This window comes from Kitasatospora sp. NPDC029367, from assembly GCF_055569135.1.
On record NZ_JBVHYH010000012.1, the window covers coordinates 80,077 to 97,559 of the forward strand.

17 protein-coding genes are annotated in these 17,483 nt (G+C 71.7%); 9 read left to right on the top strand and 8 right to left on the bottom strand.

The window, feature by feature from the left end:
• Nucleotides 1-11: 11 nt before the first annotated feature.
• Nucleotides 12-773 (top strand): hypothetical protein, encoded by a 762-nt coding sequence (locus ACZ4W5_RS09610; protein WP_465653741.1) that lies wholly within the window; start codon nucleotides 12-14, stop codon nucleotides 771-773.
• Nucleotides 774-893: 120 nt separating this feature from the next.
• Here the strand turns inward: ACZ4W5_RS09610 and ACZ4W5_RS09615 are convergent, their stop codons facing one another.
• The 3 genes from ACZ4W5_RS09615 to ACZ4W5_RS09625 all read right to left on the bottom strand — a co-directional run bounded on the left by ACZ4W5_RS09615 (nucleotide 894) and on the right by ACZ4W5_RS09625 (nucleotide 2,658).
• Nucleotides 894-1,472 (bottom strand): site-specific integrase, encoded by a 579-nt coding sequence (locus ACZ4W5_RS09615; protein WP_465653742.1) that lies wholly within the window; start codon nucleotides 1,470-1,472, stop codon nucleotides 894-896.
• A complete protein-coding gene (locus ACZ4W5_RS09620; protein WP_465653743.1) occupies nucleotides 1,469-1,867 on the bottom strand; it encodes an N-terminal phage integrase SAM-like domain-containing protein in 399 nt (132 codons plus the stop codon). The genes ACZ4W5_RS09615 and ACZ4W5_RS09620 overlap by 4 nt, the downstream gene beginning before the upstream one ends.
• 566 nt (nucleotides 1,868-2,433) lie before the next feature.
• Complete coding sequence (locus tag ACZ4W5_RS09625) at nucleotides 2,434-2,658, bottom strand: 3-keto-5-aminohexanoate cleavage protein (RefSeq protein WP_465653784.1); 225 nt, start codon at nucleotides 2,656-2,658, stop codon at nucleotides 2,434-2,436.
• Between the two features lie 323 nt (nucleotides 2,659-2,981).
• Between ACZ4W5_RS09625 and ACZ4W5_RS09630 the strand changes: the two genes are divergently transcribed.
• A complete protein-coding gene (locus ACZ4W5_RS09630) occupies nucleotides 2,982-3,998 on the top strand; it encodes a LysR family transcriptional regulator (RefSeq protein ID WP_465653744.1) in 1,017 nt (338 codons plus the stop codon).
• Here ACZ4W5_RS09630 and ACZ4W5_RS09635 read toward each other — a convergent pair.
• Nucleotides 3,929-5,380, bottom strand: coding sequence for a CoA transferase (locus ACZ4W5_RS09635; protein WP_465653745.1), 1,452 nt, complete (start codon nucleotides 5,378-5,380; stop codon nucleotides 3,929-3,931). The two genes, ACZ4W5_RS09630 and ACZ4W5_RS09635, sit on opposite strands and share 70 nt — an antisense overlap.
• A gap of 298 nt (nucleotides 5,381-5,678) precedes the next feature.
• Here ACZ4W5_RS09635 and ACZ4W5_RS09640 point away from each other — a divergent pair, with 298 nt between their 5' ends.
• From ACZ4W5_RS09640 to ACZ4W5_RS09660, 5 genes are all read left to right on the top strand, one after another.
• A complete protein-coding gene (locus tag ACZ4W5_RS09640; protein WP_465653746.1) occupies nucleotides 5,679-6,872 on the top strand; it encodes a CaiB/BaiF CoA transferase family protein in 1,194 nt (397 codons plus the stop codon).
• A gap of 56 nt (nucleotides 6,873-6,928) precedes the next feature.
• Complete coding sequence (locus tag ACZ4W5_RS09645; RefSeq protein ID WP_360238299.1) at nucleotides 6,929-8,098, top strand: acyl-CoA dehydrogenase family protein; 1,170 nt, start codon at nucleotides 6,929-6,931, stop codon at nucleotides 8,096-8,098.
• Nucleotides 8,098-9,165, top strand: a complete 1,068-nt coding sequence (locus tag ACZ4W5_RS09650) for an acyl-CoA dehydrogenase family protein (protein WP_465653747.1) — start codon at nucleotides 8,098-8,100, stop codon at nucleotides 9,163-9,165. Before ACZ4W5_RS09645 ends, ACZ4W5_RS09650 begins: the two co-directional genes overlap by 1 nt.
• Nucleotides 9,166-9,381: 216 nt before the next feature.
• Complete coding sequence (locus ACZ4W5_RS09655) at nucleotides 9,382-12,102, top strand: AfsR/SARP family transcriptional regulator (protein WP_465653748.1); 2,721 nt, start codon at nucleotides 9,382-9,384, stop codon at nucleotides 12,100-12,102.
• A 127-nt stretch (nucleotides 12,103-12,229) separates the two neighbouring features.
• Nucleotides 12,230-12,946, top strand: a complete 717-nt coding sequence (locus ACZ4W5_RS09660; protein WP_465653749.1) for a DUF4232 domain-containing protein — start codon at nucleotides 12,230-12,232, stop codon at nucleotides 12,944-12,946.
• A 168-nt stretch (nucleotides 12,947-13,114) separates the two neighbouring features.
• Here ACZ4W5_RS09660 and ACZ4W5_RS09665 read toward each other — a convergent pair whose 3' ends face one another.
• From ACZ4W5_RS09665 to ACZ4W5_RS09675, 3 genes are all read right to left on the bottom strand, one after another.
• Entirely contained in the window at nucleotides 13,115-13,303 is a 189-nt protein-coding gene (locus ACZ4W5_RS09665; protein WP_465653785.1) for a tyrosine-type recombinase/integrase, read from the bottom strand.
• 38 nt (nucleotides 13,304-13,341) lie between these two features.
• Nucleotides 13,342-13,536, bottom strand: coding sequence for a hypothetical protein (locus ACZ4W5_RS09670; protein WP_465653750.1), 195 nt, complete (start codon nucleotides 13,534-13,536; stop codon nucleotides 13,342-13,344).
• Between the two features lie 72 nt (nucleotides 13,537-13,608).
• Entirely contained in the window at nucleotides 13,609-14,688 is a 1,080-nt protein-coding gene (locus ACZ4W5_RS09675) for an IS1634 family transposase (RefSeq protein ID WP_465653786.1), read from the bottom strand.
• Between the two features lie 29 nt (nucleotides 14,689-14,717).
• On the opposite strand from ACZ4W5_RS09675, the gene ACZ4W5_RS09680 reads away from it, so the two are divergent.
• Together ACZ4W5_RS09680 and ACZ4W5_RS09685 are read left to right on the top strand one after the other, a co-directional pair.
• On the top strand, nucleotides 14,718-15,557 hold the full coding sequence (locus tag ACZ4W5_RS09680) for a carbohydrate ABC transporter permease (protein WP_465653751.1): 840 nt from the start codon (nucleotides 14,718-14,720) through the stop codon (nucleotides 15,555-15,557).
• A gap of 397 nt (nucleotides 15,558-15,954) precedes the next feature.
• Complete coding sequence (locus ACZ4W5_RS09685) at nucleotides 15,955-16,758, top strand: hypothetical protein (RefSeq protein ID WP_465653752.1); 804 nt, start codon at nucleotides 15,955-15,957, stop codon at nucleotides 16,756-16,758.
• 65 nt (nucleotides 16,759-16,823) lie between these two features.
• Here the strand turns inward: ACZ4W5_RS09685 and ACZ4W5_RS09690 are convergent, their stop codons facing one another.
• Nucleotides 16,824-17,447 carry an HAD family acid phosphatase gene (locus tag ACZ4W5_RS09690; protein WP_465653753.1) on the bottom strand — a complete coding sequence of 208 codons (624 nt, stop codon included), beginning with the start codon at nucleotides 17,445-17,447 and terminating at the stop codon, nucleotides 16,824-16,826.
• Nucleotides 17,448-17,483: the final 36 nt, after the last annotated feature.

A 17,483-nucleotide genomic window follows, 5' to 3' on the forward strand; every position in this document is an offset into this window, starting at 1 on the left:
CGGTTGCCGCGATGCTGAACCCGGAAACGCGCAGGCTTCGGTTGGGTCAGATCTTTGCGGCCGATGTTCCGTTGGGGTTGTTCCAGGAGCTGCCGCTGTCCTGCTTCCGGTCGTCGTCCGGCCTGGGAAGGCTTCATGGCGGCGCGGATTGCGGGCAGCTGCGATCCGCGCCGGCGGTTCACCGTCTGGAGATGCCGCTGATGCTCGCGGTCGGGGAGTTGTGCACGCATTGCGCGTGGCCGCTTCCGGGTGAACATCCGCCAACCCCGCCGGATCCAGGGACCGATGGTGGGCCGGCTCTGGTCGGCCCGGGGCCCGGCGGTCCGTGGCTGGTGCAGGAGGCGTGGGCCTGCTGGCAACAGGAGTGTGCTGGCGGCTGGGACGGGCTTGAGGTGGGCAGGGCTGCGGTGATGGCGGTGGTCTACGAGGCGTTCGGGTCCCGCCGGCGGGGTCGCGGGGAGGCTCTCGATGCGCTGGATCGCCTCGTTGATGACTGGAATGCCCAGGCGCGTGCTCTGGCCGCGCAGCACGCGGCGGTTCCTCGCCGTTCGGTCACGGTCGATCTCCCGCCGCTCGACCGCGCCCACGGCGGGGAGGGGGAGGAGGACCGGCTTCCCCGGTGGGAGGCCGGTGTCCTCGCGGTGTATCAGGTGGCTGCGCACTGGTCGGCCGGCAGCGTTGATCTGCTGGTGCCGGGGCCTGTCGTTGATCAACTGCTTCGCAGCGGTTCCCTCGCTGTGGAGGCAGAAGATGGTGACTGCCTGGGCTCGTGATCACCGGATCGCGACCCCGTGCGAGCGGCACTCGCTCGGGCTTGGAGCTGACCGTGCCCGGTCCGGCTCCAAGCCCGGCATGCGAGAAGCCCTGGCGCCCGGAGCCCGGCACTTCGATTGCTAGGCAGCGCGTCCGAGGTGGTGAGGACGGCCGGAGTCGAGGTCGGCCTCGGCTTGTGCGAGGGCGTCGGCCAGGGCGTGGACCGCTTCGTCCGCGGCGTACTTGAGCAGGTGCCCGTAGATGTTGATGGTCGTGGCCAGGGTGGAGTGCCGCAGGGTCCTGGAGACCACCGCCATGGGCACATCAGAGGTGATCATGATGGTCGCCGCAGTGTGCCTCAGGTCATGCACCCCGATCCGGGGCAGCCCGATCTCGGCGGTGCGCCGCAGCTCATTCAGGACGTGCTGGGGCCGCAGCGGCGAGCCGTCCACCCCGGCGAAGACCAGTCCGTCCAACGGCGCGCCCGGCGGGAGCAGTGACTGCTGGTGGTCGGCCTGGCGCCGCAGGGCTTCCATGGCCCGGGCGTTGAGGCTGACCCAGTTCAGGCTCGCCTTGGTCTTCGGCGGTCCCAGGTGAAGTTCGTTGTTGTTGACCGCGGACAGGGTCCAGCGGACGTACACCTTGCGCTCCATGAAGTGCACGTCCGTCCAGTGCAGACCGAGTGCCTCACCGCGCCGAAGACCGGTTGCGAGGATCACCTCGAACAGGTCCCCGAGCTGATCCGCGCAATTCTGGGCGTTGTGGCTAAGGAACCGGCGGCCTGCAGCGAGGTCCAGCACAGCCGCTCGGGCGAGGCCGGCCGCGCCCTGATGGCGCGCCGGGCCGGGTTGTAGATCAAGCGCTTGCCGCGCACGGCCGGGCCGAGCGCGCTACGCAGCACGGAGCCGGCTCGGTACACGGCGACCGGGCCGCGTTCGGCGGAGAGTTGATCGGTGCTCCACTTCTCGATGTGTCGGGCTTTCAGTTCGACCAGCCGGATCCGCCCGAATGTGGGCAGCAGGTCCTTGTGGACGTACGCGTGGTAGTTCGCGTAGGTGGAGGCCTTGAGGGTCTTCTCCTTCAACGCCAGCCACTCGAGCAGATAGGCACCCACGGTGATCTTCGGGTCGTTCGAACACTCCGATCCGCTCCGCGTCCAGCACGATTTCCAGCGCGTGCCGCGCGTCCTGCTCCGAGCGGTAGCCGCTGCGGCGGCGGGTCTTGCGTCCCACCTCCGAAGACGGCACGTCTACCGTGTACGCCCAACTCCCGCGCCCTGCTTTGGTTTGCAGCGCCGGACACGAGGATCCCAACTGCCGTCGGCTCTCGTCACGGCAGCCACAGCGGCGGTAGACACGGCCACGGGTGGGACAGGTGCTCATCGTGTTCTCCCTGCGTCAGGTGATCGTGGTGAGACAAGTGCCCACCAGCCAACAACTCATGAGGAGAACGCGGCCGGCGCGCGAAGCACGGCGCGGCCCCCAGCGCGCAGATGGCGATCGTGTCGGGAGAGCGACATCGCTATCTGCTTCAAAGCGCTGGTTTGATCGGCCGAGAGGTCAGATGCCACCCGGCCGAGCCAGCTGGCATCGGGTTCCACTTTGGTGAGCCAGATCGACCAGCGGTGGGCCGCCGACCGGACGGGGAGCGGGGCGTGGGTGCCCCGCTACCGGGTGGTGCTCAGACGCGGACGTGCAGGCCCAGGGCGATCGCGATGGTGTTCATCGGCAGGGTGGAGCGCATGATGCTCTCGATGGTGAGCACGGCGCCGTCCGGGGTGCGGCGGGCGAACTCGACCAAATCGGCGGGGTGGAACGCGGACGCGCCGCCGCCGATGGCGACGTAGTTGAGGTTGAGCGGGCCGGTGTAGAGGTCGGCGCGGATCAGTCGTTCGACGATCTCCAGGCTGGGGCAGGTTGGCGAGCATGAAGTGCGGCTGGATGCCGTTGGCGGTCAGCCGCTTGAGGTGCTCGAGGTAGAAATCGGGGCCGGAGGGCGAGCGCGGTGACCGAGGCGCGCGCCATCGCCCGGCACCCTGCATCGTGGCGATTCGGCCGGTGCAGGAGATGCGCCAGCCTGCAGCCCACGTTCCGGGGGTCACCTCCTACGGCTCACCGCGCGTGACCTCCGAACTGCGGGAGGCCGGCGTTCGGGTCAACGAGAAGAAGATCGCCCGCGTGTCCCCTGTCCTTGTTCGGTGTGTGAACCGCGCCCTAGGGTTGACGGTCATGGAGCTCACCCCTCGCCTGCTGGAGCAGTTCGTGGTACTCGCCGAGGAGCAGCATTTCGGGCATGCCGCCCGGCGCTTGTCGATGAGTCAGCCACCACTCAGTCAGGCGATCCAGCGCCTGGAACGCGGCCTTGGAGTGCTGTTGCTCGAGCGCACCAGCAGGGGAGTGCGGCTGACGGTGGCCGGGGCGGCCTTCGCGGCCGACGCCAAGCGGATGCTGGAGGCGCAGGAGGCCGCGGTGGCTCGGGTCCGTCGGATATCCAAGGGCGTCGAGGGCACGGTTCGGCTCGGCTACGTGAGCAGCCTGGGGTACTGGCACCTGCCCCGGTTGCTCGCGATGGCCGCCCGGGAGTTGCCGGGCGTGCGGTTGGATGTCCGTCAGCGGTCGTCCGCCGAGCTGTGCGAGCAGGTCCGGCAAGGGGTGGCGGACCTGGCGCTGGTCCGGCTGCCGGTCTCCGACCTGGCGGGTCTGGAGGTGCGGGAGGCGGCCGAGGAGAGCACCGTGCTGGCCGTCCCGTGCGACCATCCACTCGCCGGGGCCGGGTCGGTGCCGCTCGCCCGGCTGCGGGACGAGGAGTTCGTGACCGCCGCGCAGCCGGCCATGCCCCGGATCCGGGCGCTGATCGAGGATGCCTGTCGCAAGGCCGGTTTCGAGTTGCGCACCCGTGCCCAGGCCGAGGACCTGACCAGCATGCTCGGCTACACCGCGGCCGGGGTGTGCGTCTGCTTCGTCCCGGAGCGGGTCGCGGCGCTCGGTCACCCGATGATCCGCTTCGTCGCGATCGAGGGCGGCGACCGGTTGGTGACCACGGTCGCGGCGCTGAGCCGTCCGAACGCCGATCCGGCCGTCGCCACTCTGCTGGAGCTGATGGAGCGCCACCGCCCCGAGATCGAGGGCCCCGCAACGGTGCGCCCGCAGGAGGAGGCCGACGCGCCGGACTGTGGTCACCAGATGAGCTCCGATGCGCCCAGCGGCTCGGCGGTGCGGGACAGGCGCGGTGCCAGCGTGGAGTAGCGCACCTGGGTCGGCAGGTAGCACACTTCTCCGAACGGTCCCCGCACGGTGACCAGTTCGGCCTGGTCGTGCGCCGGGTCGGGGGCGGGCAGCTCGACCACGCCCGCGCGCTGGAGCAGCCCGAGGTCCTGCACCCACATGCAGACCTTCGCCAGGTCGACGTGCACCCGGTAGCTGCCGCCCTCCCGGGCCCGGCGGCGCAGCGCTTCCAGCGCGCCCGCGGCCCCGAGCACTGCGGCTAGGTAGTCGTTCAGAAGGTAGGTCGGGGGCAGCCGGGGAGCGTCGACCGAGCCCTCCTCGGCTGCCAAACCCGTGGCAGCGGAGGCCAGTTGGTCGAAGCCGCCGCGTGCCGCCCACGGCCCTTCGGTTCCCCAGCCGAGGAAGTCCAGCACAACCAGTCCGGGCCGCTGCTCGGCCAGTGCCGCCGGGCCGAAGCCCTTGGCGTCCAGACCCAGGTAGTTGCAGACGTAGAGGTCGGTGCCGGCCAGCACGGACCGGAAGGCGGCGGCCTGAGCCGGGTCGAGCAGGTCGCAGAAGGCGGCCCGCTTGCCGATGCCGGTCTCGACGATCATCCCGGTCGGGTCCGGATGGTCGGGCGAGGACATGTGCAGCACGTCGGCGCCCAGTTCGGCGGCGATCCGCGCGCCGATCGGGCCGGCGATCACATGGGTGTTGTCCAACACCCGCACCCCGGCCAGCGGCAGGTCCCGGTCCGCCGCGCCGGACAGCTTCGGCGGGAACGCCGAGAACGGCTCCGGCGCGCTCTCCCCGATCTTCTCGATCCGGATCAGTGGGCCGTCCTGCAGCAGCCGCCCCTGTGGATGCCGCTGCCATTCCTCCCGGGTGCGCACTGCGATCGCGGTGCCGCCCAGGGTGCAGATGGCCTCCTCCAGTTCCAGCGCGTCCCACTGGGCGATGGCGGCGGTGATCCGCTCGCGGTCCGGCGGGCAGTCCAGTACCCGGCAGGCGGTGTCACGCAGGTGCGGGTAGGAGAGGAGCAGGTAGACGAACCGGCCGTCGGCTGCCCGGTAGAAGTCGCTGTTGCCGAGCAGGTTGGGGTCCTCCTGCAAGCGATGGACCGGCACGCCCCGCATCCGGGTGAAGAACACCGCCATCAGCTGGCGCACCGCCGCCGTCACCGAGACGGTCACGTCCTGCGCCGCGCCGCCGCGCTCCCGGTGGAGCGCGGCGGCCTCGGTGCCCAGGGCGGCCAGGGCAGCCGCCGCGGCGTCGCCGATCCGGTGCACCGATGGTGTCACCGGGTCAGCCCCCTGGATCCTCACGGTGCCGCCCGTGTCCGCCGCCGTGATCCCCAACTCGCGGTACAGGTCCTCCAGGGCCCGGTACGCCGCACTGGTCCGCTGCGCCTGATCGATTGCCATGTCCGACTCTCCTTCCGGAGATGACGAGCCGCGCGTGCCGCGGCGGCCGACCCGGTCGGGCGGCCTCCACCAGAACAGCCGGTCCGGCGCCGCACCGTCCAATACGGATTCCCCGAATCACCGATATCCGTGCCCATATGACCCGAGCCGGCGCCGCGTGAATATCCTCCGCCCTATCGATCCGGCGCCCAACTCGTATTGGACGGTGCCGATTCCCCGCGGGTTTCCTGGATTGCGGAACGAGGCGACGCGGCCCGGCCGCCCGCCCTTCACCCGACATTTCAGGAGGTACCAGCAGATGACCCAGGAGCCCAGCGGTCCGTCCGGGCGAGGACTCCTCGCCGGAGTCCGCGTCGTCGAACTGGCCAGCGTGATCATGGCCCCGTACGCCGCCCAGCAGCTCGGCGACCTGGGCGCGGACGTGATCAAGGTTGAGCCGCCGACCGGTGACATGACCCGCCACTACCCGCCGCTGCGCCACCCCGGTATGGGCGGCGCGGCGCTCAACCTGAACCGCAACAAGCGCAGCGTCGCCATCGACCTCAAGGCCCTGCACGGCCGCGACGCCCTGCTCGCCCTGCTGCGGACCGCCGACGTCTTCATCACCAACCTGCGCCCGCAGGCCCTGACCCGGCTGCGCCTGGACTACGCCGAGGTCGCGGCCGTCAATCCCGGCCTGATCTACGCCAACGCACAGGGCTTCCGCAGCGACAGCAGCCACGGCACCCACGCCGCCTACGACGACATCATCCAGGCGACCAGCGGTCTGGTCTGGCTCAACCACCAGGTCTCCGGCCAGCCGCATTACGTGCCGACCGTGCTGGCCGACAAGATCTGCGGCATGCAGATCGCCCAGTCGGTGCTGGCCGCGCTGCACTATCGGGACCACGGCGGCACCGGTCAGCACATCGAGGTCCCGATGGTCGACACCATGCTCGCCTTCAACCTGGTCGAGCACCTGGGCGCGGCCAGCCTGGAGCCCGACGGCGCGTTCGGCTCGACCCGCTCGCTCAGCCCCGAGCGCCGTGCCCAGCGCACTGCCGACGGCTGGATGTGCATCCTGCCGCAGAGCGACCGCAACTGGCGGGACTTCACCGCCTTCGTCGCCCGTCCCGAACTGGCCGACGACTCTCGCTTCGCGACCGGCCCCGACCGGGCCCACCACGCCGACGACCTCTACCGGCTGATGGCGGAACTGACGCCGAACCACACCAGCGCCCAATGGCAGGAGTTCTGCGATCAGGCCGGCATCGCCGCCGCCCCGGTGCTCGACCTGGAGTCCGCCGCCACCACCGCCTACGCCCGAGAGGGGGGCCTGCTCTACGAGGCCGACCACCCCACCGAGGGCCGCTACCGGGTCATCGGTCGCCCGGTCCGCTACTCGGCCGACCCCGAACCGCCGCTGCGGCCCTGCCCGGCCATCGGCCAGCACACCGACGAGGTCCTCGGCCAGGCCGGCTTCGACCCCGCGCTGCTGCACTCCGCCAACTGACCCGATCCACTGGATTTCCCGAGACCGAATCCCCATCGACCATTCCGGAGCGAACCATGCCCACAGCGACAATTTCCCCGCTCGGATTTCCCGAGGCCGTCCTGCCCGAATCGGCCCGGCAGCTGCGCCTCGATGTACGCGACTTCCTCGACGAGGAGCGTGCCCGGGGTACCGTGCTCGGCCGCCCCGACTCCTGGCTGGCCGGCTGGGACCCCGCGTTCACCCGCCGCCTCGCCGAACGCGGCTGGGTCGGCATGGCGCTGCCCACCGAGTACGGCGGTGCCGGGCGCGGTTTCCTGGAGCGCTACGTGGTGATCGAGGAACTCCTGGCCGCCGGCGCCCCGGTCAGCGCGCACTGGGTATCGGACCGGCAGGCCGGCCCGTCCATCCTGCAGCACGGCACCGAGGAGCAGCGCCGCTTCTTCCTGCCCCGGATCGCCGCCGGTAAGTGCTTCTTCTCCATCGGGATGAGCGAGAAGAACAGCGGCTCCGACCTCGCCTCCGTCCGCACCCGCGCCGAACGCACCGCAGGCGGGTGGCGGCTGACCGGCACCAAGATGTGGACCGGCGGCGCCCACGCCAACGACTACGCCATCGTGCTGGCCCGCACCGAGGAAGCCGAGGACAAGCACGCCGGCCTGAGCCAGTTCATCGTGGACCTGCGCGCCCCGGGCGTGCGGATCGAGCCGATCCACCTGATGAGCGGAGAGCACCGCTTCAACGCCTTCCACCTGGAGGGCGTCCACGTCCCGGAGGCCATGCTCCTCGGACAGCAGGGCGACGGCTGGAAGCAGGTCACCGGCGAACTCGCATTCGAACGCAGCGGGCCGGAGCGCTACCTGTCCACCTTCCCCCTGCTGGTCTCCCTGCTGCGCGAGCTCGACCGGCGCGCCATGACCGCCGAACAGCTCACCCAGGTCGGCATCCTGACCGCCCGCCTGCACAGCATCCGCCAGCTCTCCCTCGGCGTTGCCGCTGCACTGGACGCCGGCGCCTCGCTCGATACCCAGGCCGCCCTGGTCAAGGACCTCGGCACCCGCCTGGAGGGCGCGCTGGTCGATTCTGTCCGCAGCATCCTGCCCACCCCGGCCGACCCTCACGCCACCCCCGGCAGCCACGCCGAACTGCTCGCCTTCGCCCTGCTGCACAGCCCCGGCTACACCCTGCGTGGCGGCACCAACGAAATCCTTCGCGGCATCATCACTCGTGGACTGGAGCAGCACTGATGAACACCCACACCATCGACACCAGCGCCCCCGCCGTCCCCGCCGACGACTACGACACCACCGCCTTCTTCGCCGACCCGGACGCCATCGCCACCGTCACCAACACCGCCGACTCCCAGACCGTGCCCCTCCCCACCCCGGACGCCAGCACCGCCGAACTCCTCGCCGCCGTCCATGAAGCCGGCCGCCGCACCGTCCCCGCCCCGTTCGCCGAGACCGCCCTGGTCGCCCGCCCACTGCTGCGCCGTGCCGGCCTGTCGGTGCCCGAGGGCCCGCTCACCTACGCCATCGCCCCCCAGCTGACGATCCGCCACGCGCACCCGGCCGCCTCGGCCGTCGGCTCGGCCGGCAGCGCGGGCGAGGACGACACCCTGCTGGTCGCCGGGACCCTGCGCCGCGTCCCCTGGGCCCGCACCGCGACCGCCGTGGTGGTGCTCGCCAACGCCCCCTTCGGCCCGGTCCTGTTCACCCTCACCCCGGACCAGGCAGTCCTCGCCCCAGGCGCCAACTTGGCCGAGGAAGCGCGCGACGACCTGCACCTCGCCAGCGTCGAGATCCCCGCCGCGCAGGTCCGTCGGATTCCCCGCGAGATCCTCGAGGAGGCCGAGTTGCGGGCGGCACTGGCCCGGGCGGCCCTGATCGCCGGAGCCGGCCAGCGCTGCGTCGAGCTGACGGTCGCGCACACCACCGCGCGCACCCAGTTCGGCCGCCCGCTCAGCCGCTTCCAGGCCGTCAAGCAGGAGGAAGCGAAGCTGATCGAGGAAGCCGCGCTGGTCCGCGCCGCCGTCCAGGCCGCCGCCGTCCCGCTGGACGCCGGCCCCGCGGCTGCCCGGTTCGCCATCGCCGGCGCGAAGACCCAGGCATCCGCCTCGGCTGCCGAGATCGCCCGGATCGCCCACCAGTTGCACGGTGCCATCGGCATCACCAAGCTCCACCCGCTCCACCTCGCCACCACCCGCCTGTGGTCCTGGCGCGACGAGGACGGCGACGAGACCACCTGGGCCGCTGGTCTGGCCCGCACCCTCACCGCCGACACCCTCTGGGCCGCGCTCACCAGCACTCCCTGACCCGATGTCAGCGGCCGTATATCGCCGCGCCGGCGAGATGGACGGCGCCACCTGGCCCGGTCCGTCAAAGCCACCGCCCTCACCGCCGAGCCCTGCTCCCTCGTCCCATCGCCTCCGCCGCCGACCGGCCCGACCCGGTCGGTGACGGAGCAGCGCGGTATCCGTACGGTTCGACGTCCCGATCCCCAGTAGCCCTCGGAAGATAGGGTTCCGTCCATGGAGTTCCAGGTCCTCGGCCCCGTGTCGGTCAGTGGGAGCGATGGGCCGTTGCCGCTCGGGCCCGCCAAGCGGCGCAGCCTGCTCGCGATGCTGTTGCTGCGGGCCAATGTCGCGGTCTCCGTCGACACACTCACCGAGGCGCTGTGGGACGACGAACCCCCCCTGCACGCCCGCACCGTGATTCAAGGCCATGTCTCACGCTTGCGGGCACTGTTGGCGGGCGTCGACGCATCGGCGTACGGCGTCGAGCTGAGCACGCGCGGCTCCGCGTACCACCTGGAACTGCCGGAGACGCTGCTCGACGCCCACCGCTTCGAGGGTCTTGTGGCGCTCGCCCGTCGTGCCACCGACCCCGGTGACAGGGCCGCGCTGCTCACCGAGGCGCTCGACCTGTGGCAGGGCCCCGCGCTGGCCGGCGCCTACCCGTCACCGCTGCTTCGCTCCGCCGCGCACACCTTGGACGAGGCGCGGCTCGCAGCGGTCGAGCTGCTCGCCGACACGTACGTCGTGGGCGGTGAACACGAGCGCGCTGTCCAGCTGTTGCGGCCGGAGACCGGGGCCCATCCGCTGCGCGAGCCGCTGGCCGCCCGGCTGGTCGAGGCGCTGCACCATGCGGGGCGTTCCTCGGAGGCCCTGGACGCCTACCAACGCGCCCGCCAGGTCCTCTCCGACGAGCTCGGCGTCGCTCCGGGCGCCGAGCTGACCGCCGCCTTCACCCTCGCCCTCGGCCCCGACAGCGCCCCCGTGGCCCGGGCCGATGCGCCCCAACCGGCCCTGGAACCAGTTCAGTTCCGGCCCAACCTGCTGCCTCGTACCCCGCGCGGATTCCACGGCCGCACCGCCGAGAGCGCCGCGCTGACCGCGGCCGCGGCCGGACCTGACGGGCCGGTCGTCGTGGTCACCGGGCCCGCCGGGGTCGGCAAGACCGCACTGGCCGTGTGCTGGGCGGCCGGCCGGCACTCCGACTTCCCTGATGGGACGCTCTACGCCGATCTGCGCGGGTTCAGTGACACCTCGGACCCCGAACCGGCCGAGCTGCTGCGGGAGTTCCTCGTCGCTCTCGACGTTCCACCGCGCCGGATACCCGAGTCGGCGGACGCCGCCGGTGCCCTGTTCCGCTCGCTCACCGCCGAACTGCGTCTGCTCGTCGTCCTCGACAACGCCCGTACCTCCGCCCAGGTGCGCCCGCTGCTGCCCACGGGACCCGGCTGCGTCACCGTCGTCACCAGCCGTGCCCGCCTCGCCGGTCTCGTCGCCTCCGACGCCGCCCGCGTCCTCGCCCTCGACGTCCTCGCCACCGACGACAGCGTGGCCCTGCTCACCCGTCTCCTCGGCGAGCGCCGCACCGCCGCCGAGCCCCAAGCGGCTCGCCGTACGGCCGAGTTGTGCGGTGGGCTGCCGCTCGCGCTGCGGGTCGCCGCCGCTCGGCTCGTGGAACTCCCCGCCCTCGGCCTCGCCTCCCTCGCCGACCGGCTCGCCGACGAGCGCCAGCGGCTCGCGCTGCTCGCCGTCGAGGACATCGGCGTCGCCTCCGCGCTGCGGCTCACCACCGCCCACCTCCCCGTCGACGCAGCACAGCTGTTCACCGCGCTCGGCCATCACCCGGGCACACACGTCGACCGGTTCAGCGCCGCCGCGCTCGCCGGCACGACCCCGCCGGATGCGGCCCGCGCCCTCGACTGCCTGGTCGCCGCGCACCTGCTCACCGAGACCGCCCCCGGCTGCTACGTCCTGCACGATCTGGTCCGGCTCTACGCGCGTGGCCAGAGCCATGACCCGGCCGCCCGCACCGCGGCCCGGCTGCGCCTGTACGACCACTGCGTGGCGACCGCGCTGTCCGCGTCCGAGGCCGCGGAACCGGGCGGGGAGCCCGCCTTCATGCAGCCTCATGACTTTCAACAGCCGCCCGCAGTACGGGACTTCACCAGCCGCGAGGAGGCGCTCGGCTGGTTCGCCGCCGAACGCGACGACCTTGCTCTGATCGCCGCTGCGGCCCGCGCCGAGGACCGGCCCGAGCGGGCCTGGCGGATCGCCGTGACCCAGTGGCCGCTCGTGGTCTGGCGGGTCCTCGCCGACTGGGCGCCCACCCTGGAGGCCGCCCTCGCCGACGCCCGCGCCTGCGCCGACCCCTATGCAGAGGCCCGCGTCCTGACCCTGCTCGGCTGGGTGCTCGCCGAGGAGGGCCGCACCGCCGAGGCCGTCCGGCACCTGCGCGTCGCGCCCGAACTCGCGGCCCGCGCAGGCGACGTACTCGGCGAGGCCACCGCCCTGGTCAACCTCGCCGCGGCCCTCCCCGACGACGAACCCGGCGCCGCCGAAACTGCCTGCACCCGAGCCCTCGCCCTCGCCACCGAGGCCGACGACGCGCACACCCGGATGCTCGCGCTCCAGCACCTGGCCCGCATCCACCTCGGCGCGGGCCGCCACCGGCAGGCGTACGAGGCGGCCGAGGTGGCGCTCGGCCTCGGCCCCGAGCACGAGGCGGTCGCCCGGCGCGTGCTCCTGCGTACCTGGCAGGGCGAGGCGCTGGCCGGGCTCGGCGACACCGTGGCCGGGCGGCGCTGCCTTGCGCAGGCCGCGCTTGAGGCCGAGCAGACCGGCTACGACGCGGGCGCCGTCACCGCGCTCGATGCCCTGCTGCGCATCGCCGACCAGGACGAACTGCCCGAACTGCGGCGTCGGCACGCGGCGGCACACGCCAGGATCCGGGAGCGTTAGCCGGGCGTTAGCGCCGCCGCCGCGCTCGTTAGTGATCTGCCAGCGCGCCGCAACACCCTGGTTCGTGTAAGGGGAAACGACCTCGTGCAGGATCGCGACCCACGAACGAGAACCGGGGGAACCAGCCATGCGCACCACCACCCGTCCCGCCCTGCTCGCCGTCGGCGCCGTCGCGACGCTCGCCCTGTCCCTGACCGCCTGCAACGACGGCAGCGGCACGCAGGACAGCGCCGTCGGCACCAGCGCATCATCAGCCGCCCCGTCGGGTGCAACCTCGGCCCCGGCCGCGGGCTCGGCCCCGGCGCCGTCCGGGGGCTCGGCCTCGGCGCCGTCCGGGGGCAGGACGAGCACGAGCGGTGGTGGCAGCTCGTCCTCCCGCGCTGGCGGGGGCGGCGTCACCGCGGCCTGCACGACCAAGAACACCTCGGTGACGTTCCTCCAGTCCTCGGGCCACGCCAGTGACGCGCAGCCCGCCGCCGCGACCCTCAAGATCACCAACAGCTCGGGTGCCCCCTGCACCATCGTCGGCCCGACGACCGTGGTCGCCGCCGACGACCAGGGCAAGGCGAGCCCGGTCTCGGGGGACAACTCCAAGGACGGCTCGGGCGCGGTCGACGTCCCGGCGGGTGCCGCGGTGGTGGCGGACGTGCTGTACAACGACGTGAACAGCGAGGGCACCACGTCGGCCCGTTTCACCTGCCCGGTGCAGGCGTCCCACGTCAAGGTCGCGCTGCCCAAGGACGTGGGCACCACGGTGAACGTGATGAAGGCGAACGGCTCGCCGGGCGGCGTCTTCAGCGTCTGCGGCACCGACTTCAAGGTCGGCGCGTTCGCGGCACGGTAGTGTCCAGCAGGTGCGCTCTTCGGAGCGGGGCCTGGGCGGGACGGAGTACGTGGCGGGGTTGTAGCGCAGCCGCCACGAGCGGACAGCAGCGTTCAAGGCATTGCGCAGGGTCGAGACGGCCCGGTATACGGTGACTCGGCCCCGACCGGCCTTCTGCTGGGCGGTGATCTACGCGTCGATGTGCTTGGGACGCAGGTCCAGCAGTAGGTAGCGGCCGAAGGCGGGGATCAGGTCCCGCTCGACGCACGTCTCGTAGCCGGCGTAGGTGTTCGGTGCAAGTTCCAACTTCTTCGCGGCGAGCCATTCGCGCAGATAGTCGGCAACGGTGGCGCGGCGGTCCTCGTAGACACCGCGCAGCTCGCCGTCTAGACCCGTACTTCGCGCGGGTCACCGGTTCAGGTCTGTGGCCAGCGGGTTTGTGTGACTTCGACGCCGAGGAGTTGGAGGAGGTGGAGTTGGACGCCGCGGGTGATCTGCACGGTCGGCGGGTCGGTCACGTTCCCGATCCTCAGGTTGAGCTCGCCGAGGTGGCAGAGGACCATCCGGCCGGTGGGCCGGACCCGGCGGTTGTCCGGGTAGAGCCCGGCCATGGCCTGGGTCCGGCCCGAGAGCCTGTCTGACCTGGCGCTCGATCAGGCAGAAGACCAGCAGCGCCAGGCAGATCACCTGGACCAGGGCAGCGGCGCGGCGGTTGTGCTGGACGAACACCGGGGTGACCGCGAGCGGACCCTTGAAGTCCGCGTAGCGGCGCTCGACCGCGCCTGTCCCTTGTACTGAATCAGGACCTGGGCGGGGTCGGCCTGCTCGTTGGTAAGCGGGGTGATCAGGGCGTACCAGCCGTCGGCCTTCGCCTCGGCGTCGAGCACGTCCTGGTCGAAGCGCCACTCCAGCGACGGGACTCCGGCCTCGTCCTGGTGCACGTGCCAGCGCAGGCAGGCACTCACGCGGCGCTTGGCGGCAATGACCCCGGCGCGGGCCGCGATCTTCTCGGCCGTCTTGTAGTGCTTGCCGCCCGCGGCGCGGGCGAGCTTGTCCATGTCCTCGGCGGCCTTGGTGAGGCGCTTGACGCGGGCGGTGCGCTGGCCGGCCGCGTTCGCGGTGGAGTGGACCAGGATCCGCCGCAGGGTGAACACCGGATCGCGCTTGCGTGGGCCGGCGAGGGTGCGGACGTCCTCCAGCACCCGGTAGACCTCCCGCTCGGCCGCATCCTTGCCCGCGTCCCGCGCCGGAACCCAGTCCACGACCGCGGCCAGTTCCAGGTCGAGCGCCGCGTAGACACCGTCCTTGACCTGGGCGGCCGGGAGCGGAGCGACGAACGGCACCTTCGCCTCCAGCAGGGCGGAGATGTTCGGGTAGGACACCAGCTTGGCGTCCGCGACCATCAAGACCTCCTGCTGTCCGGCGAGCTTGCGCAGGTCCTTCATCGCTCCGACGACCTGGGATACCTCGGCGGCCCCGCCGTCGAAGACCCGCGCGTGGACGGGGATCCCGCCGTCGCCGGCCACTGCGAGACCGGCCTGGACCTGCTTCAGGTCGGTGCGGCGATCCTTGGGATGTCCGTACTTGATGACCGGGAACTGATCGTCCTGGTCCTCCTCCAGGTAGGCGCCGTGGACGGTCATGCTGGTCATGTCACAGTGCAGTCGACTCACGTCGATACCGAACTCGGCGATCGCCCGCGCGCCGACCGTGCCCGCGAGCTGTTCCAGGTGCGGTGCGATCGCGTCCAGGGCCCGGGCCAGCCGGTCCCCCTCCGGACGGGAGAGGTCGAATGACCACCGACAGCCGGCGGCGCCGCAACCGACGCCTCGCCGACGCCGCCGGGCTGATCGCCGCCGCCGTCATGGCCTTCCCCGTGTACTGGATGGTCCTGACGGCGTTCCGGCCCGCGAGCCAGATCCTGCACCTGCCACCGCAGTTCTGGCCCGGCCCGTTCACCCTGGACAACTTCCGCCGGGCGATCGGCTCGGACACCTTCTGGGCGAACGTTCGCTCCAGCGTGCTCATCGGCGCCGGAACGGTGGCGATCTCCCTGGTCATCGGCACCTTGGCGGCGTTCGCCGTCGCCCGCTTCGCCTTCGCCGGGCGCCGGGCGCTGATCCTCGTCCTGCTGTGCGTCCAGACCATCCCGCTGATCGCCCTCGTCATCCCCGTCTACCTGCTGCTCAACGACCTCTCCCTCACCGACACCCTGACCGGCGTCATCCTCACCTACCTCGCCTTCGCGCTCCCCTTCACGGTGTGGATGCTTCACGGCTTCATCGTCGCGATCCCCCGGGAACTGGAGGAGGCCGCGATGGTGGACGGCTGCGGCCACCTCGGCGCGTTCCGGCGCGTCACCCTGCCGCTGCTCGCCCCCGGCCTGGTCGCCACCTCGATCTTCGGCCTGGTGCAGGCCTGGAACGAGTACGTCCTCGCGTACGTCCTGCTCTCCAGCAACGACAAGCGCACCCTGCCCATCTGGCTGGTCTCCTTCCAGACCAGCTTCGGCACCGACTACGGAGGCCTCATGGCCGGTGCCACCCTGACCGCCCTGCCCGTGGTCGTCGCCTTCCTCCTCGTCCAGCGCCGGATCGCCGCCGGCCTCGCCACGGGAGCCGTCCGGGGCTGACGGCGGGTCAGCCGGACCGCCCACCGCCGACGTCCTTCGCGTCCTCTGCTTCGAGGGGAGGCGACAGTGGTGGTGCCGAGTGCACCGGGCGGGGCGAAGGCCGGTGCGCCGTGGCGTATCCAGGGGTGGCCCTGATCGTGACAGTGGAGCACCACGATCGACCGAGAAGGGCTATGGGATGCCGGAGTTGTCGACCGCGCAGCGAAGAGCGCGCGGAGTTGCCGCCCTGGGTGTGGGTGCAGTCGCCACCGTCATGATCCGACGCAGCGCCCGGAGGCGTGGCCGGCCCGGTGGTCGTCTCGCACGCGCCGGGCAGGAGACCGCGGGCGTGGCCGGGGCGATGGCTGCGCCGATGGTGGCTGCGCCGGTAGTGGCACCGGCTGCGAGGAGTCGGTGGGTGGTCTTCCTCGCCTACGGACTCCTGGCGGTCGCGACCCAGGCGCTCTTCGTGAACTACGCGCCGGTGACCCAGGACGCCGCGCGGCACTTCGGTGTCTCGGCGGCCGAGATCGGCTGGCTGTCCCAGGTCTTCCCGCTGGTCTACGTCCTGCTGGCGATCCCGGCCGGCCTGGCGCTCGACCGGTTCCTGCGTCCGGCGCTGGTGCTGGGTGCGGTGCTGCTCTGGTCGCTGCTGGGCGCCGACAGCGGCAGCGTCCTGTACGACCTGGCCTACTTCTTCGACGCGTTCTCCCGGTCGGTCGGCATCACGCTCGTCCTGATCATGGGCCTGATGAAGGTCACCCACCGCTACCGGCCGAGCCTCGTTGTCGACATCGGCGTGTTCGCCGTCGCGACGGCGGCCGGGCTGTTCCTGCGGCAGTTCCACGGCGCGGACCTGCACACCGACCACGTCGCGTTCGCGGTCTCCGTGTACTACGTCGTCGTCAACCTCCTCACGGCCGTCTTGCTCGGCTACTCCGTCAAGCGGCTGTGGAACGCGGGCGCCCGGGGGCCGGCGATCCGGACCGCACTGGTCACGGCCGCCGCGACCGCCATCGCGATCACCTACGACTTCTTCCCCCTGCCGTTCGACGACGCCAACCGCACGATCTTCTACACCGCCGCGCTGGCGACCTGGGGCACCCAGGGATTCGTCTACTTCCGCATGCCGTCCGGCAAGGTCTTCCTCAGCACGGCGCACACCACCGCCGACATCGAGGCGACGGCCGAGGCCCTCGTCCGGCTCCTGAGGAAGCTGTGACATCCGGCCCGGTCCCGGCGGTCTGCCGGGCCCGGGCGGTGTGGGTGCGTCCCGGCGGGGGTGGGTCAGGAGAGCAGGCCGTTGTAGTCGGGGAGCTTGAAGGTCTTCTCGGCGTGGCCGCCGTTCAGGTCGGTCCAGTTGTTGCCGACGCTGGCGATGATCGTGTAGCCCTCGTTCTCGACCTTGGTCCGCTCGTCCGTCTTGTACTGCTGGACCGGCTTGAAGAGGTCGCCCAGGTCGCGCCCGTGCAGCTCGTCCACGGTGTAGCCGGCCTTCTCCAGGCTGTAGCGGGTGACGGGTTCGATGAAGTCCACGCGCGCGGTGACGAAGATGATCGCGACCCCGCGCGAGTGGGCGTACTGCGCCAGCTCCACGACCGGCGCCATGCCCGGCATCGTGAACGGGTGGAAGTGCGTCGCGAGGGTGGTGTTGTCGATGTCGAAGACGATCGCGGGCTTCTCGTCCGAGGGCTCGGCCGTGCGCTGCTCGAGGTAGGCGCGGGCGGGCGCGACCGCGGCGGTGACGTCGGCCAGCCACTGCTGCTCGGTCACCGCACCGCCGGCCGCCGGGGCCGCCGCGACCACGGGGGCGGCCGGGGCGGCCGGGGCGGCGACGGCGGGGGTGGCGAGACCGGCGGTGATCGCGGTCGTCAGGGCTGCGGTGGCGACGAGCTTTGCCTTGATGCTCATATCGGTGAATCAGCTTTCGAGTTGAGGGTCGGTCGG